Consider the following 15213-nt stretch of genomic DNA (forward strand, 5'->3'; position numbering starts at 1 on the left):
AGCGGTCGTGACGGGCGGTGGGAGAGTGGGGGACGTGACGACCCACCGCGCGGCCGGCGCCCTCACCGCGGGGCAGGTGCAGCACCAGGGCCCGGTGCGGCGCCTGCTCGCGTCCCGGCCGTGGGTCGCCGACGTGGCCCTCCTCGGGCTCGTGCTGCTGCTCGGGCTGTTCGCCGCGGCGCTCGCCCTGCAGACCGTCGAGGGGTCCACCCGCATCGGCCTGTACCGGCCGGGCGACCCTGCCGGATGGCGGGTGCCGGCGGCGTCGCTGGCCGGCACGGTCGCCGGTGCGGGCCTCCTGACCCTGCGTCGCCGACGGCCGCTCGCGGTCGTCGTGGCGCTGGTGGCGCTGTCCGCCGCCTCGCTCGCGCTCGCGGGCGTGCTGGGGGTGCTGGGGGTCTGTCTCGCGGGTGCGCTGTACGCCGTGGCGGACGCCCGCAGCCCCGGGACCGCCTGGGCCGTCTGCGCGGCCGTGTTCGCCGTGCTGTCGGTGGCGATGTGGTCGTGGCAGGAGATCGGCCTCGCGGAGATCCTGCTGTGGAGCGAGCCGATCATGGATCCCGCGGGCGAACCGGCCCGGCAGCTCGACGAGCCACCCTTCTCGGCCGGCCGGCGCTCGGCCTCGGTGTCCCTCCTGCTGGCGCTCCTGGTGCTGGGTGTCGCCGCCGGTTCGGCGGTGCGGGCCCGCCGCCTGCACGCCCTGGACATCGTCGAGCGGTACGAGGCGATGGCGCGGGACCGGGACCAGAGCGCCGCGATCGCGCGCACGTCGGAGCGCGCCCGCATCTCCCGCGAGATGCACGACGTGGTCGCGCACAGCGTCTCCGTCATGGTGGCGCTCTCCGACGGGGCGGGCGCCGCGCTCGACCGTGCGCCCGAGCGCTCCCGCGAGGCGCTGCGGGAGCTGTCCCGCACCGGCCGGGAGGCGCTGTCGGACCTGCAGCGGGTGCTGGGCGCCCTCGACCCCGGTGACGACGACGCCGCACCCGCCGACCCGGGGACGGAGCCCGTCGGGACGGACCTCGGTGCTGTCGTCGAGCGGTTCCGCGCCGCCGGGCTGCCCGTGACCGCGCGCGGCCTCGACACCCCGCTGCCGCCGGACACCTCGCTGCGCCTCGCCGTCGTGCGCATCGTGACCGAGGGCCTGACCAACGTGCTCCGGCACGCGCCCGGCACGTCCGGCGTGCACGTCGCCGTGGAGCGCGGCACGGGCACGGTCGAGGTGGAGGTGCTCGACGACGGCGGCACGCGGCCGCCGTCCGGTGGTGGCAGCGGCCGCGGCATCCTCGGGATGCGGGAGCGGGCTGCGCTCCTCGGCGGGCGTGTCGACGCCGGCCCCCGGGCGGGCGGCGGGTGGCGGGTCCGCGTCGTGCTGCCCTGGGACGAACGGACCGACCCCCGCCCCGAGGACGACGAAGGAGACCGGTGATGACCACGGTGCTGCTCGTGGACGACCAGGCGCTGCTGCGCATGGGCTTCCGCCTCGTGATCGAGTCCACCGACGACCTCGACGTCGTCGGTGAGGCGTCGGACGGCGCGAGCGCCATCGAGCAGGTCGCCGCGCTCGCCCCGGACGTCGTGCTCATGGACATCCGCATGCCGCGCATGGACGGCATCGAGGCCACGCGGCGCATCGTCGCGGAGCACCCGGCGGTGCGTGTGCTCGTGCTGACCACCTTCGACGTCGACGAGTACGCGTTCGCCGCGCTGCGCGCCGGGGCGAGCGGGTTCCTCCTGAAGAACGCGCGCCCCGACGAGCTCCTCGACGCGATCAGGACGGTGGCGACGGGGAGCTCGGTCGTCGCGCCGCGCGTCGTGCGCCGCATGCTCGACCTGTTCGCGCGGCACCTGCCCTCCGGGCAGCCGGACGACGGCGACGCCGCGGGGGACGGGCTGGACCCGCGGCTGCGTGCGCTCACGCCCCGCGAGCTCGACGTGCTGCGCGGGATCGCGGACGGGCTGTCCAACGCCGAGATCGCGGAACGTCTCGTCCTGTCGGCGACGACCGTGAAGACCCACGTCGGGAACGTCCTGGCCAAGCTCGCCGTCAGGGACCGGGTGCAGGCCGTGATCGCCGCGTACGAGTGCGGGCTCGTCGAGCCGGGCCAGGGGTTCAGGACCCGCTGACCCCGCGATGACCGTTGAGTGAATTCTGCTCTGGCGGGTGGCATGGCGCGGCAGCCTGGCGCACAGTAGGAACACGATGTGGTCGCCCGCGTCATCCGTGCGCGGGCCGATGTGCAAAGATGCGAGCGCTGCCGCATCGAGGCCAAGGGAGGTTCGCGGTCGTGACGCTTGCGCAAGGCGCTGACCAGGTGGAACGCCCTGGGTCGCGGACGTCCGGACGGCGGCTGCTGCGCCTGCTCGGCTCCGGCATGGCGGCCGGCTTCCTCGCGGTCGGCCTCGTCGCACTCCCGGTGATCGGCTCGCCCTCCGACCAGGCGCTGCTGCACGCGGACCAGGAGCTGCCCGCGCAGGGTGCGGGCAGCCCGACGGGCGAGGGCGTGTCCGTCGGGATGATCGGGTCGGCGAACGACCGGCCGACGACCGTCGACGAGGTCCTGGACGTCCTCGAGCGCGCCGAGCTGGCCGCCCACGACGCCGGGGTCGAGATGACGCCGCAGATCGAGCAGGCGGCCGCCGAGCTGGGCATGCTCCTGAGCAGCTACCTCGGCCACCAGGAGAGCGTCGTGGAAGGGCTGCGCACGTTCGCGGCGCCGTCCGACGGGGACCAGGCCGCGTCGCTCGCGCCTCCGGTGCTGGCGCCCGAGACGGAGGCGCCGGCGCAGACGCCGGTCACGGTTCGGCCCGTCGCCCGCGTCGTGGGCCTCGGCCAGGGTGCGGAGCCGGACGACGAGGCTCCCGCCGGCGAGGTTTTCGCGGACGACGAGGCTGAGGCACGCGACCACGAGGCCGACGAGGTCACGTTCGACGACGTCGTGGTCGCCGCGACGCGTCTCGCCGGGCTGCTCGACCCGTCGACGGCGATCGGCGTCTCGGCGATCGTCCCGGCCGGCGGCGCCGACGGGAGCGCGGCGGTCCTCACGGCGAGCCTGCGCGCCGTCGTCGCGAAGTACGCGGGCAGCACGTCCGGGTTCGCGAACGGACGCATCCCGACATCGGCGCTGTGCCCCCTCGACTTCGCCCCCGGCCACATGCTGCGGTGCGACGCGGCCGATCAGCTCACGGCCCTGAACGAGCTGTACGAGAAGGAGTTCGGGTCCCCGATCCCGATGACCGACTCGTACCGCCCGTTCGAGGTGCAGGTCCGGCTCAAGATCACCAAGCCTCACCTTGCCGCGGTGCCCGGCACGTCGAACCACGGCTGGGGCCTCGCCGTCGACCTGTCGAACCCGATCGCGGGCGGCGCGTCCGCCGAGTACGTGTGGCTGCGCGTGCACGGACCCGACTTCGGCTGGGACAACCCCTCGTGGGCGCGTCCGAACGGCTCCAAGCCCGAGCCGTGGCACTTCGAGTTCTTCGCCGCCGGTGCCATCCCGGACCGCGCGCAGAACGCCTCCGACGTCGGCGTGCGGGTGCGGGACGCGAGTGAGGACGGTCCGACGAAGCCGGCCGGCACCCCGTCCGACGACGGCAGCAAGGACACCTCCAGGACCGGCGCGGACAAGCCCCAGGACAGCACGAAGAAGCCCGCCGGCAAGGACACCGACAAGAAGACGCCCGCGAAGCCGGCGCCCACGCCCGCCCCGACCCCCACCGAGCCGTCGACCCCGTCTCCGTCCCCGACGCCCACGGACCCGACCGAGCAGCCGACGGAGGAGCCGACGGAGGAGCCGACCCCGACGCCCACGGACCCGACCGAGGAGCCGACCGAGCCGACTCCGACCCCGACCCCGACGCCCACGGACCCGACCGAGGAGCCGTCCGATCCGGAGCCGACCGACCCCCCGGCGGACGGCGGCGAGGGTGAAGAGGGCGACGAGGGCGACGAGGGCGACGAGGGCGACGAGGGCGACGAGGGAGCAGAAGGCGGCGAGCAGTGCCCGACGGACGATGCGGCGGCGGAGACCGAGGACTCCGAGGCCTCGGATCCCGACGCGGAGGGCACGGACACCGACGCGGCGGAGCCCGAGAGCGAGGAGCCGGAGAGCGACGGCGTCGACTGCGGTACGGATGACGAGAATGACTGCGCCACGGACGCCGCCCACGACCTGGCGGCCAAGCAGGACGAGGACGACGCGTGACGCCGTCGTCCCGGCGCGCCGCACGATGAGCGGCCCGGCCGCTGCCGACGGGCCGCGCACCGAGACGGACGGCGAGCGGCGGTCCCGGCAGGCGCTGGAGGCGTCGGGGATCCCGTTCGAGCTGGTGCGGCACGGCCGGGTGGCATCCCTCGAGGAGGCGGCGCGGGTCCGCGGCGTGTCGCCGGAACAGATCGTCAAGAGCATCGTGGTGCGCCGGGGCGAGGGTGATTTCCTTTTCGTCCTCGTGCCGGGCGGCCGCACGATCGCCTGGCCCCGCCTCCGGGCGCTGTTGGGCGTGACCCGGCTGTCGATGCCGGACAAGGACGTCGCGCGGGACGTCACGGGCTACGAGCGCGGCACGATCACGCCGTTCGGCTCGACGACACCGTGGCCGGTGGTCGCGGACCTGCGCGTCGCCGGCAAGGTCTCGGTCGGGGCCGGCGGGCACGGGGTGGCGGCCACGCTCGACGGCGCGGAGATGGTGCGCGTGCTCGGCGCCCAGGTCGCCGACGTCACGGACCCGGAACCCTCGGGATGAGGTGTGCCCCTGGGGGTGAGACCATGACCGGCAGCGGACGGACGCCACCCGGTGAGGGTGGACGAATCCACACGGCGGGGGAACACTCGACGCGGGCCCGTTGTTCGGAGCCATATCCGAGGGACCCGCTCGCCGATCGGCATTCGCACGTACGGGAGCTTCACGACGACATGGACATCGACATCAGCACTGAGCCGGAGCCCAGCTCGGGCATCTCGACACGCAACTCCGACGACGCGACCGTCCTGACCCTGTGGGGCGAGGTGGACGCGGCGCTGCGCGAGGCCGCGAGCGACGCCATGGCGGCGCTGGCGGTGCGAGGCACGGTGCGCCCGATCGTGCTCGACGTCCGCGACGTCACCTTCATCGACTCGTCGGGCATCGCCTTCATCCTGCAGGTGTACATGCTCGGTCAGGAGACCGGGACGCCGGTGCGCCTCCGCGACCCGTCCGACGCCGTGTCCGAGGTGCTGGAGATGGTCGGCATGGGCGGCCGGATCCCCGTCGACGCGTCGGAGCCGACGGGCCGCGTCGGCTGACGCCGCCGCCCGCCGCCCTCGGATGACCTTGACATTCGCCGCCGTCGACTCCGCGCGGGTGCGCGCGGCTCGCCTCGACGCGCTGCACCTGCGGCCGGACGTCGCGGGCGGCGCGCAGGACCTGACGTCGGCCGTCGCGCACCTGCTGGCCGTGCAGGGACAGGAGCTGCAGCCCGCGCTGTGGGGCCTGTCGCGCCGGGTCGCCCCGTCTCCCGGCGCGACGTCGTCTCCCGGTCGCACGGAGGCCAACGCCCTGCTCGCCGCCGGCGAGGTGCTGCGCACGCACGTGCTCCGCCCCACCTGGCACCTGCTGCGGCCCGACGACGCCCGCTGGCTGGTCCGGCTCACGGGCGAGCGCGTGGCACGGCTCGTGGCGTCCACGGAGCGGAGCTGGGGGATGGGCGACCTGGGCCCCGGCGTCGACGCCGTCGCGGCCGAGGTGGCCGACGGGCCGCGGACCCGCGCCGAGCTCAAGGAGGCGCTCGTCGCTCGCGGGCTGCTGGCCGCGGACGCGCCGGGGGTCGTGTTCACGCACGTGCTCATCCGGGCCGAGATCGGCCGCCTGGTCATCAGCGGACCGCCCACGGAGGGCCGGCCCACGCAGCACCAGACCTATGCGGCGTTCGACGACCGCGTCCCGTCGGGGTACGGGCCGCTCGGCGAGCGGTACGACGCCCAGGAGGCCGTGCTGGAGCTGTGGCGGCGCTACCTGCCGGCGCGCGCCTTCGCGACGGTGAACGACCTGCGCCTGTGGAGCGACATCACCGTCAGCGCCCTGCGCCGCGGGCTCGCGGTGCTCGAGGACGCGGGGGAGGTGGTGCGGCTGCCCGGCGCCGGCGACCTGGAGGGCCTGGAGCTGGTCGCCACGCGCGAGACCGCTGAGCGGTGGTCCGGCGCGGGGATCCCCGTCCCCTCGCGCGCCGGCCCGGTCGTGGACCTCCTCCAGGCGTACGACGAGCTCCTCCTGTCCTACCGCGAGACGCGGCACGTCGTCCTCGACCCCGCGCTGCCGCTGCCGGACCGGACGGGGTCGTTCGTCCACACGGTCCTGGTGGACGGCGTCGTCGCGGGTCGTTGGCGGTGGCCAGCGGGCCGTGCGGTCGACGCCGAGCACCCCGTCGAGGTGCAGTGGATGCGCGACCCGACGCCTGCGGAGCGCGCCGCGCTCGACGAGCAGTCGGCCGAGCTCGGCGCCTACCTGGCGCGCTGAGGTCGGTCGGAAGGACGACCGAGGATCCCCCCGGAGGCGGATTCCGTCGTCCGCGCCCAGATGGCAGGGTGGTGATCGTGCATCAGAACTGGGCTCGCAACCTCACGTACTCGGCGCGGGAGCTCGTGCGCCCCACCAGCCTCGAGCAGCTCGCGGAGGTGCTCACGGGTGACGAGCCCGTGCGCGCTCTCGGCTCGCGGCACTCGTTCAACGACGTCGCGGACACGCACGGCGTGCACGTCCAGGTGGACGCGCTCGACGACGGCCGCCCGGCGGTGGACCCGCTCACGCCCGACGGCGAGTCGACCGGCGTCGTGTCGGTCAACGCCGGCCTGCGGTACGGCGAGGTGTCGCGCGGCCTGCACGCCACGGGCCGCGGCCTGGGGAACCTGGCCTCCCTGCCGCACATCTCCATCGCGGGTGCGGTCGCCACGGCGACGCACGGGTCTGGCGACGCGAACCAGAGTCTCGCGAGCTCTGTCGTCGGCCTGGAGCTCATGACGCCGAACGGCGAGCTGCGGCGCCTGACCCGCGACGAGCACCCGGACGTGTTCGGCGGCTGCGTGGTGTCCCTCGGCGCGCTCGGCGTCGTGACGCGGGTGGAGCTGCTCACCGTGCCCACCTACGCCGTGCGGCAGGACGTGGCGGCCCACGTGCCGTGGGACGCGTTCGTGAGCGACTTCGACGCGATCACCGGGTCGGCGTACTCGGTGAGCGCCTTCACGAGCTGGGACGAGCCGGACGTGCGGCACGTGTGGTTCAAGTCGCTGGCGGGGGCCGACGGCGGGAACCGCCCGGACGTGCCGGCCTCCGTCCGGTCGTGGGCCGGCGCGCCCGTGCACCCGCTGCCCGGCGTGGACCCGGCGGCGTGCACCGAGCAACTCGGCGTCGCGGGGCCGTGGAACGACCGGCTGAGCCACTTCCGGCTCGAGTTCACGCCGTCGGCGGGCGACGAGATCCAGTCGGAGTACCTGTTCCCGCGGCGGAAGCTGGGGGCCGCCGTCGAGGCGATGCGCGCGATCTCGGCCACGGTGGGCCCGCTGCTGCAGACCAGCGAGATCCGCACGATCGCGCCCGACGACCTGTGGCTGAGCCCGTTCGACGAGCCGTCCGTGGGCTTCCACTTCACCTGGCTGTCGCGGCCCGCCGAGGTGCTGGCCGTGCTGCCCGACGTCGAGCGGGCGCTGATGCCGCTGGGTGCGCGGCCGCACTGGGGCAAGGTGAGCACCGTCGACGCGCGCGACCAGGCGGAGCTGTACCCCCGGTTCGCGGACTTCCGGCAGCTCGCCGACCGGCTCGACCCGGAGGGTCGCCTGCGCGGGGGCCTCGTGGGGCGCCTGCTCGCCGACTGACCGGCGTCGCCCGCGGACGGCGGTACGACGACGCCGATCCGCCGTCGGATCCGCGGCACGCCGGGCCGGCTTCGGATGCCGAGAGGGCCGGATGCGCGCATCATCGCTCGTGAGACACGTTTGACGCGGCGGTGATCACCATGGAGGTTCGTCACCTGTGAGCGCACCAACCACATCAGGCAACCATCCCCCACGGGAGCAGTTCAGCGGGCAGGTCGGCTTCATCCTGTCCGCGATCGGCTCGGCCGTCGGGCTCGGCAACATCTGGCGTTTCCCGGGCGTCGCGTACGAGAACGGCGGTGGGGCGTTCCTCATCCCGTACGTCATCGCGCTGCTGACCGCGGGCATCCCGATCCTCTTCCTGGACTACGCGCTGGGGCACCGGTTCCGGGGCGGCCCGCCCACGGTCTTCCGCCGCGTCAAGCGGTGGCTCGAGACGCTCGGCTGGTTCCAGGTGATGATCTGCTTCGTCATCGCCATCTACTACGCCGCGATCATCGGGTGGGCGCTGAGCTACTTCGTCTACTCGTTCGACCTCTCGTGGGGCGACGACACCGCGGGCTTCTTCACGGGCGACTACCTGCAGCTCTCCGACACGGCGAACGGCGGGGCCTGGTTCACCCTCGACTTCGTGCCGGCGGTGCTGATCCCGCTGGTGCTGGTGTGGCTCGCCGCGATCGTGGTGCTCGTCGCGGGCGTCGCCAAGGGCATCCAGCGCGCGAACGTCGTCTTCCTCCCGCTGCTGGTCGTCGCGTTCGGCATCCTCGTGGTGCGCTCGCTCTTCCTGGACGGCGCGGTCGACGGCCTCAACGAGTTCTTCACGCCGAACTGGACCGCCCTCGGCGACCCGAACGTCTGGATCGCGGCCTACAGCCAGATCTTCTTCTCGCTGTCCGTGGCGTTCGGCATCATGATCACGTACGCCTCCTACCGGAAGCGGCGGGCGAACCTCACGTCCCCCGGTCTCGTGGTGGCGTTCTCGAACTCGGGGTTCGAGCTGCTCGCCGGCATCGGCGTGTTCTCCGCGCTCGGCTTCCTGGCCCACGAGCAGGGCGTCGCCGTCGGCGACCTGGAGGGGATCTCCGGCCCGATCCTGTCGTTCGTGACGTTCCCCGCCGTCGTCTCGCAGATGCCGGCCGGGCCTCTGTTCGGCGCGCTGTTCTTCGGCTCGCTCGCGATGGCCGGGTTCACGTCGCTGATCTCGATCCTGCAGGTGGTCTCCGCGTCCTTCCAGGAGAAGTTCGCGCTGCGCCGTCAGACGGCGGCACTGTGGATCGGCGTGGTCTGCGCCGTGCTGTCGGTGGTCGGCTTCTCGACCACGACCGGCCTGTTCGCGCTCGACACGATCGACAACTGGTCCAACAACATCGGCATCGTGGCGTCGGCCGTGCTCATGTGCGTCTTCATCGTCTGGGCGCTGCGCCGCGGACCGGAGCTGCGGTACCACGTCAACGCGATCTCCACGTTCCAGGTGGGCCGGTGGTGGTACGCGTGCGTCGGCGTCATCGTGCCGGCGGTCCTCGCCTACATGCTGGTGGAGCGGATCATCACCCTGGTCGAGGAGCCCTACGAGGGCTACGACCCGACCTATCTCCTGTACGTCGGCTGGGGCACGCTCGTGGTGCTGGTGGTGGGCGCGATCGCCCTCTCGCTGCCGCGCTGGCGCCGGGACCCGGAGGACTTCGTCGCCTGGCCCCCGTTCCCCTCGTCGTCCGCGACGACGACCTCGAAGGAGGCCGCGCGATGACCACTCCCGCGATCCTGCTCATGATCCTGGCCCTGCTCATCGTGTGGGGCGGCCTCGTCGTCAGCATCCTGGCCCTGCGGGCGCGCCCTGAGCGCGACGACCTGCCGCCCGGCGGCGAGGACGACACCCGCGACGAGGGCTCGGTCATCGTCCACGACACGTGACGCGGACCTCACCTCGGCTCCCCGCCGAGATAGAGAGGGCTCCCCGCCGAGATAGAGAGGGCTCCCCGCCGAGATAGAGAGGGGGGGGCGCCCCCCGGGGGGGGCGCCCCCCCCCCCCCCCGCGGGGGGGGGGGGGGGCCCCCCCCCCCCCCCCCCCCCCGGGGGGGGGCGGGGGGGGGGGGCCCCCCCCCCCCCCGGGCGCCCCCCCCCCCCCCCCCACCCCCCCCGGGTCCGGGCTCTCTGTCTCGGTGAGACCCTTCTCCGGCTACCAGCGGTCGTGGACGTGCTCGCGGATCATCTCGTCGTAGATCTCGCGGACGCCGGAGGTGAACAGCGGTCCGAGCACCTCGACCGACCCGGCGGCGGCGTTCAGCCGTGCCTGCTCGGGCGAGCGGGCACCGGGGATCACCGTGGAGACGCCGGGGCGCTGCCACGCCCAGGCGATGGCCGCCTGCGCAGGGGTGAGGTCCTGCGCCGTCGCCGAGGAGGCGAGCTCGGTGAACCGCACCGCCGCGTCCACGCCGGTCTCGAAGGGGACGCCGGAGAACGTCTCGCCGACGTCGAACGCCTTGCCCTCCCGGTTGAACGTGCGGTGGTCGTTCTCGCCGAACACCGTGTCCTTCGTGTACCGGCCGGAGAGCAGGCCCGAGGCCAGGGGGACGCGGGCGATGATGCCGACGCCTGCCGCGGACGCCGCCGGCAGCACCTCCTCGAGCGGCTTGAGCCGGAACGCGTTGAGGATGATCTGCACGCTCGCGACGCCGGGGCGCGCGATCGCGGTGAGCGCCTCCTCGACCGTCTCGACGGACACGCCGTACGCCGCCGTCACCCCGTCGGCGACGAGGGTGTCGAGCGCGTCGTACACCTCGTCGTCGGAGTAGACCGCCGTGGGCGGGCAGTGGAGCTGCACCAGGTCGAGCCGCTCGACGCCGAGGTTGCGGCGCGACCGGTCCGTCCACTCGCGGAAGTTCGACAGCACGTAGTTCTCGGGGACCTGGTCCATGCGGCGGCCCATCTTGGTCGCCACGGTGATGCCGGCGTCCTGGTGGTCCGCCAGGAAGGCGCCGATCGCCTGCTCGCTCCGTCCGTCGCCGTAGACGTCGGCGGTGTCGTAGAACGTGACGCCGGACTCCAGCGCAGCCTCGAGCACCCCGCGGGCGGCCTCGTCGCTGACGTCCCCCCAGTCCGCCCCCAGCTGCCACGTCCCCAGGCCGACGACCGACACCATCCGGCCGGTACGGCCCAGCACCTGCTTCTCCATCGTTCCTCCGTTCGTGGGCACCCCCGGCACCCTGGGATGCGCGCCCGCTCCGGACCGCTGGTGCCCGGGAAGCGCGCCCCCCTACGCTACGTCGGCCGCGCACATCCGGCGTGCCGACTACGGTGTGAGCGTGAACACCGCAACAACTCCAGTCGCCGGGGGCGACGACGCCACGCCCGCACCGTCGGGCGCCCAGTACCGGATCGTCTCCGGCGAGCACGCCGCCACGGTCACCGAGGTGGGTGCCATGGTGCGCGAGTACTCCGTGGGCGGCCGCGATGTCTTCGTCCCGTTCGCCGTGGACGAGACCGCACCCGTCTTCAACGCCGCCGTCCTGCTCCCCTGGCCCAACCGGCTGCGCGACGGCGCCTACGCCGTGGACGGCGAGAGCTACCAGCTCCCCGTGAGCGAGCCCGCCCGCGGCACGGCCCTGCACGGGCTGGCCTGCTGGTACCGCTGGACGCCGGTCGAGGTCGCCTCCGACGCGGTGATTCTCGAGCTCGCCCTGCCCGCGCAGAAGGGCTGGCCGTTCCAGCTCGTCTCCCGCGTCACCTACCGCGTCTCGGACGCGGGCCTCGAGGTCGTGGTGAGCACGCGCAACGCCGGCACCGGGACCGCGCCCTACGGCGTCGGCTTCCACCCGTGGCTGTCGGCCGGGGGCGCCGACCTCGACGACTGCACCGTACGGCTCGACGCCGGCACCCACGTCACGGTCGACGACCGCCTGCTGCCGACGGGGACCGAGCCCGTGTCGGGGCCTTACGACCTGCGCGAGACCCGCAGCCTCGCGGGCCTCGGCCTCGACGACGCCTGGGTCGACCCCGTGCGCGACGCGGACGGCCTCGCCTGGGCGCGGCTCGGGGCCCCGGACGGCCGGACGGCGGCCGTGTGGATGGACGGCAGCATGGACTGCTGGCAGGTCTGCACGGCGGACCACATCGCCGGCCACGAGCGGTACGGTCTGGCGGCGGAGCCGATGAGCTGCGTCGCGGACGCCTTCAACACCGGTGAGCGGCTCGTCCGCCTCGCTCCCGGGGACGAGCACACCGTCCGCTGGGGCGCGACCCTGCTGTGACGCTCGGCGTGGGATCCTGCCGCACGGTGCCGGGGTGCCCCAGAATGGCCGCGCAAGGGCGACACAGGACAGGACGGTGAAGGATCGGTGACCCAGGCCGAGGTACGCATCTGCGTCGTGGGTGACGAGCTCAGCGTGGGCGTGGGTGACGCCCGCGCGCTGGGCTGGACCGGTCGCGTCATGGCGCGCACGAGGTTCGGACGACCGGCGATGGCCTTCACCCTCGCGGTGCCCGGCGAGACGAGCTCGGCGCTCGGCGCGCGCTGGCAGGCGGAGACCGAGTCCCGCTTCGGTCCGGAGGCGACCTGCGAGAACCGGCTCGTCGTCGCCCTCGGGCGTCACGACGTCGGCTCCGGCCTGTCCGTCGCACGGTCCCGGCTGAACCTGGCGAACATCCTCGACGTCGCCGAGTCCAGCCGGGTGCCGACGTTCGTCGTCGGCCCGCCGCCCGGGCGGGAGGAGGACGGCGAGCGGATCGCGGAGCTCTCCGCCGCGTTCTCCGACGTCGCCGCCCGGCGACGGGTGCCGTACGTCGACACGTACGCGCCGCTCGCCCAGCACGAGCAGTGGCTGGCCGACCTCGCCACCCACGGCACCACGTATCCCGGGCAGGCCGGCTACGGGCTCATGGCGTGGCTGGTGCTGCACACGGGCTGGCACGCCTGGCTCGGCCTGCCCGCCGAGGACTGATCCCGGAGGACCGAGCCAGAGCGCAGGGGACGGTGGTCAGCGCCGGTCGATGGTGACGTGCGCGCTGGTCACCGTCGCGGACAGGTACGCGGCGTTGCTGCCCTCTGCGGGGTGCTCGGAGTGGTCCACGACGAGGGTCGTGCCGCTGCTGGGCAGCACAGACCCGTCGAGGACCACCTGGCCGGACGCACCGCGCACCTTGACGTTCACCGCGGTCCCCGCGGGCAGCTTCACGTCGAGGGCGCCGGAGACCGTCTTGCCGTTGATCATCGGGCTGGCGCCGGCGTCGGCGGTGACGGTGCTGCGACCGGAGACGGTGCTCAGGGAGACGCGCGCCAGCGCACCGGACAGCGCCGTGGCGCCGGAGACGGTCGTGACGGCCACGTCGCCGGTGTGCCGGCTGACCGCGACGTCGCCGGAGACGGACCTCAGCGTCGCCGGGCCCGCCGCGCCGGTGACGCGCACGGTGCCGCTGACGGTCTTGACGGACAGCTGCCGCCCGCCGGTGACGTCGGTGTGCGCCTCCACGGTGCCGACGTCGACGCCGGTGCCCACGGGGACGGTGACCCGCACGACGGCGCGCTCGGTCGTGGTGAGGCTTCGCAGCCGGGCGAAGGCCGAGTCGTACCAGGTGCTCTCGTAGCCGATCCGGAGCCGGGTGTCGTCCCGGACCACCTGCAGAGGCTTGGCACCGATCTCGAGCACCTCGACCCGCACGCCGGTGGCCTCGGGGGCGGTGACCACCTCGGCCCGCCCGTCCTGCAGCCGCAGGGTCACGCCCGCGACGCCCTCGATGTCGATCGTCTGAGGGGCGGCGACCGCCCAGGACTCCGTGCTCATGCCACTCCTCGTTCACCGGCGACGTCTCTGATGCTCCCACCCTGCCAGACCCGCGGGGCGCCCGGATCGGGGACACCCCTGATCCGGGCCCTGGCCGCGATTCCGGTCCAGGCACGCGGATGTGGGATCATGGGGCGACCCCGTCCACCATTCGTGAGGAGACCACCGTGAGCAAGCGCGGTCGCAAGCGTCGTAGCCGCAAGGGCAACGGCGCCAACCACGGCAAGCGTCCCAACGCCTGAGCCTTCTGTCTCGCCGAGAAGCATCTGGGCCAGACAGGACAGAGGGCGGACCGCACCTGGTGCGGTCCGCCCTCTGTCGTTCTCGGGCGTGCCTCGGTGTTCTCGGAGGAGGTCGTCCGGGCGAGCCCGGAGTGCAGGCTCGGCGTCAGGTCGTCATGATCGTGAGCTGCTGACGGATCCGGATCCGCAGCGTCTCCGGCGCCCGCTCGGCGCAGGAGCGACGCACGAGCTGCTTGACGAGCTCCTCCACGCTCAGCTCCGCCAGGCAGGGCGCGCAGTGCGCCACGTGGGCGCGCATCCGCACCTCGTCCTGCGGCGTCATCTCGGAGTCGAGATACTCGTTCAGGTGGACGAGGGCGTGCTCGCACTCGGTCTCCCCCGCCGCAGGCTCGTGCGGGATGGGGACGATGGGTTCGGTCATGACGTTCCTCCACGGGCGCCCGCCAGGCCTCGCTGCGCCGCGTAGTCGGCGAGCAGCTCTCGCAGCTGCCGGCGTCCGCGGTGCAGCCGGGACATCACCGTCCCGATCGGCGTACCCATGATCTCCGCGATCTCCTTGTAGGGGAAGCCCTCGACGTCGGCGTAGTACACGACCATGCGTCGGTCGTCGGGCAGCTCTTGCAGTGCACGCTTCACGTCCGAGTCCGGCAGCCGGTCGAGCGCCTCGGCCTCGGCGGACCGCAGCCCGCGCGACGTGTGCGACGCGGCCCGCGCGATCTGCCAGTCCTCGATGTCCTCGGCCTGCGACTGCTGCGGCTCGCGCTGCTTCTTGCGGTACGTGTTGATGAACGTGTTCGTGAGGATCCGGTAGAGCCAGGCCTTGAGGTTCGTGCCCGGCTTGTACTGGTGAAAGGCGGCGAACGCCTTGGCGAACGTCTCCTGCACGAGGTCCTCGGCGTCGGCAGGGTTGCGCGTCATGCGCAGCGCCGCGGAGTAGAGCTGGTCCAGGTACTGCAACGCGTCGCGCTCGAAGCGAGCGGCGCGGGCCGCCGGGCTCTCCCCCTCGGGCGCGCGCTCGGTGTCCTCGGGGATCTCCACCTCGGAGCTCCCCGGGGTGTCCTGCGCGGTCCCGCGGGGCCCGTCCGGTGCGTCGCCGCCCGTCGGGTCCAGGTTCTGGGTCATTACCATCGAGCCTAGTCGAGCCACCGAGGCTGGTCCTCCGATCAAGGGGGTGGACGTGCCGTGCGCACTGCCGTCCCGGTCGGTGCCGGGGGCGTCGAACGCTCCGCGCGGCACGTCGAACAGGCGCACGGGTGCCGTGCGCTGCGCGGCGGGTGCCGTGAGGGTGTCGGGGGTTCGTGTCACGTCCGGTTGCAACCGCACCGGCGGCCCGCGCATTCCCGCGGCCCA

The 15213-nt window shown here is 73.6% G+C and carries 16 protein-coding genes; 12 read left to right on the forward strand and 4 right to left on the reverse strand.

The window, feature by feature from the left end:
* The first annotated feature begins 34 nt into the window (after positions 1–34).
* The 9 genes from LEP48_RS18865 to LEP48_RS14825 all read left to right on the forward strand — a co-directional run bounded on the left by LEP48_RS18865 (position 35) and on the right by LEP48_RS14825 (position 9755).
* A complete protein-coding gene (locus tag LEP48_RS18865; protein WP_225563501.1) occupies positions 35–1429 on the forward strand; it encodes a sensor histidine kinase in 1395 nt (464 codons plus the stop codon).
* Entirely contained in the window at positions 1429–2127 is a 699-nt protein-coding gene (locus LEP48_RS14790; RefSeq protein ID WP_225563502.1) for a response regulator transcription factor, read from the forward strand. Before LEP48_RS18865 ends, LEP48_RS14790 begins: the two co-directional genes overlap by 1 nt.
* A 188-nt stretch (positions 2128–2315) precedes the next feature.
* On the forward strand, positions 2316–4205 hold the full coding sequence (locus LEP48_RS18870; RefSeq protein ID WP_225563503.1) for a M15 family metallopeptidase: 1890 nt from the start codon (positions 2316–2318) through the stop codon (positions 4203–4205).
* 25 nt (positions 4206–4230) lie between these two features.
* Complete coding sequence (locus LEP48_RS14800; RefSeq protein ID WP_225563504.1) at positions 4231–4743, forward strand: aminoacyl-tRNA deacylase; 513 nt, start codon at positions 4231–4233, stop codon at positions 4741–4743.
* Positions 4744–4913: 170 nt separating this feature from the next.
* Positions 4914–5282, forward strand: coding sequence for an STAS domain-containing protein (locus tag LEP48_RS14805; protein ID WP_225563505.1), 369 nt, complete (start codon positions 4914–4916; stop codon positions 5280–5282).
* A gap of 22 nt (positions 5283–5304) precedes the next feature.
* Positions 5305–6492, forward strand: a complete 1188-nt coding sequence (locus tag LEP48_RS14810) for a winged helix DNA-binding domain-containing protein (RefSeq protein WP_225563506.1) — start codon at positions 5305–5307, stop codon at positions 6490–6492.
* A gap of 77 nt (positions 6493–6569) precedes the next feature.
* Positions 6570–7844, forward strand: coding sequence for an FAD-binding protein (locus LEP48_RS14815; protein WP_308009939.1), 1275 nt, complete (start codon positions 6570–6572; stop codon positions 7842–7844).
* Between the two features lie 157 nt (positions 7845–8001).
* A complete protein-coding gene (locus LEP48_RS14820) occupies positions 8002–9591 on the forward strand; it encodes a sodium-dependent transporter (RefSeq protein WP_225563507.1) in 1590 nt (529 codons plus the stop codon).
* A complete protein-coding gene (locus LEP48_RS14825) occupies positions 9588–9755 on the forward strand; it encodes a methionine/alanine import family NSS transporter small subunit (RefSeq protein WP_225563508.1) in 168 nt (55 codons plus the stop codon). The genes LEP48_RS14820 and LEP48_RS14825 overlap by 4 nt, the downstream gene beginning before the upstream one ends.
* 265 nt (positions 9756–10020) lie before the next feature.
* Here LEP48_RS14825 and LEP48_RS14830 read toward each other — a convergent pair whose 3' ends face one another.
* Positions 10021–11016 (reverse strand): aldo/keto reductase, encoded by a 996-nt coding sequence (locus LEP48_RS14830; RefSeq protein WP_225566343.1) that lies wholly within the window; start codon positions 11014–11016, stop codon positions 10021–10023.
* A 130-nt stretch (positions 11017–11146) separates the two neighbouring features.
* On the opposite strand from LEP48_RS14830, the gene LEP48_RS14835 reads away from it, so the two are divergent.
* Both LEP48_RS14835 and LEP48_RS14840 read left to right on the forward strand, forming a co-directional pair.
* A complete protein-coding gene (locus LEP48_RS14835; protein ID WP_225566345.1) occupies positions 11147–12091 on the forward strand; it encodes an aldose 1-epimerase family protein in 945 nt (314 codons plus the stop codon).
* An 87-nt stretch (positions 12092–12178) separates the two neighbouring features.
* Positions 12179–12781: a GDSL-type esterase/lipase family protein gene (locus LEP48_RS14840; protein WP_225566346.1), complete on the forward strand. Its 603-nt coding sequence runs from the start codon at positions 12179–12181 to the stop codon at positions 12779–12781.
* Between the two features lie 36 nt (positions 12782–12817).
* On the opposite strand, the gene LEP48_RS14845 is transcribed toward LEP48_RS14840, so the two are convergent.
* Complete coding sequence (locus tag LEP48_RS14845; protein WP_225566347.1) at positions 12818–13621, reverse strand: DUF4097 family beta strand repeat-containing protein; 804 nt, start codon at positions 13619–13621, stop codon at positions 12818–12820.
* A gap of 167 nt (positions 13622–13788) precedes the next feature.
* On the opposite strand from LEP48_RS14845, the gene LEP48_RS18950 reads away from it, so the two are divergent.
* The gene (locus LEP48_RS18950) at positions 13789–13863 is read left to right on the forward strand and encodes a 50S ribosomal protein bL37 (protein ID WP_375791718.1); all 75 of its coding nucleotides are present in this window, start codon (positions 13789–13791) and stop codon (positions 13861–13863) included.
* A gap of 145 nt (positions 13864–14008) precedes the next feature.
* Here the strand turns inward: LEP48_RS18950 and rsrA are convergent, their stop codons facing one another.
* Positions 14009–14284 (reverse strand): mycothiol system anti-sigma-R factor, encoded by a 276-nt coding sequence (gene rsrA / locus LEP48_RS14850; protein WP_225566348.1) that lies wholly within the window; start codon positions 14282–14284, stop codon positions 14009–14011.
* Positions 14281–15201: a sigma-70 family RNA polymerase sigma factor gene (locus LEP48_RS14855; RefSeq protein ID WP_304608344.1), complete on the reverse strand. Its 921-nt coding sequence runs from the start codon at positions 15199–15201 to the stop codon at positions 14281–14283. Before LEP48_RS14855 ends, rsrA begins: the two co-directional genes overlap by 4 nt.
* Positions 15202–15213: the final 12 nt, after the last annotated feature.

The organism is Isoptericola luteus, assembly GCF_020297055.1.
GTDB classification, from domain to species: domain Bacteria; phylum Actinomycetota; class Actinomycetes; order Actinomycetales; family Cellulomonadaceae; genus Isoptericola; species Isoptericola luteus.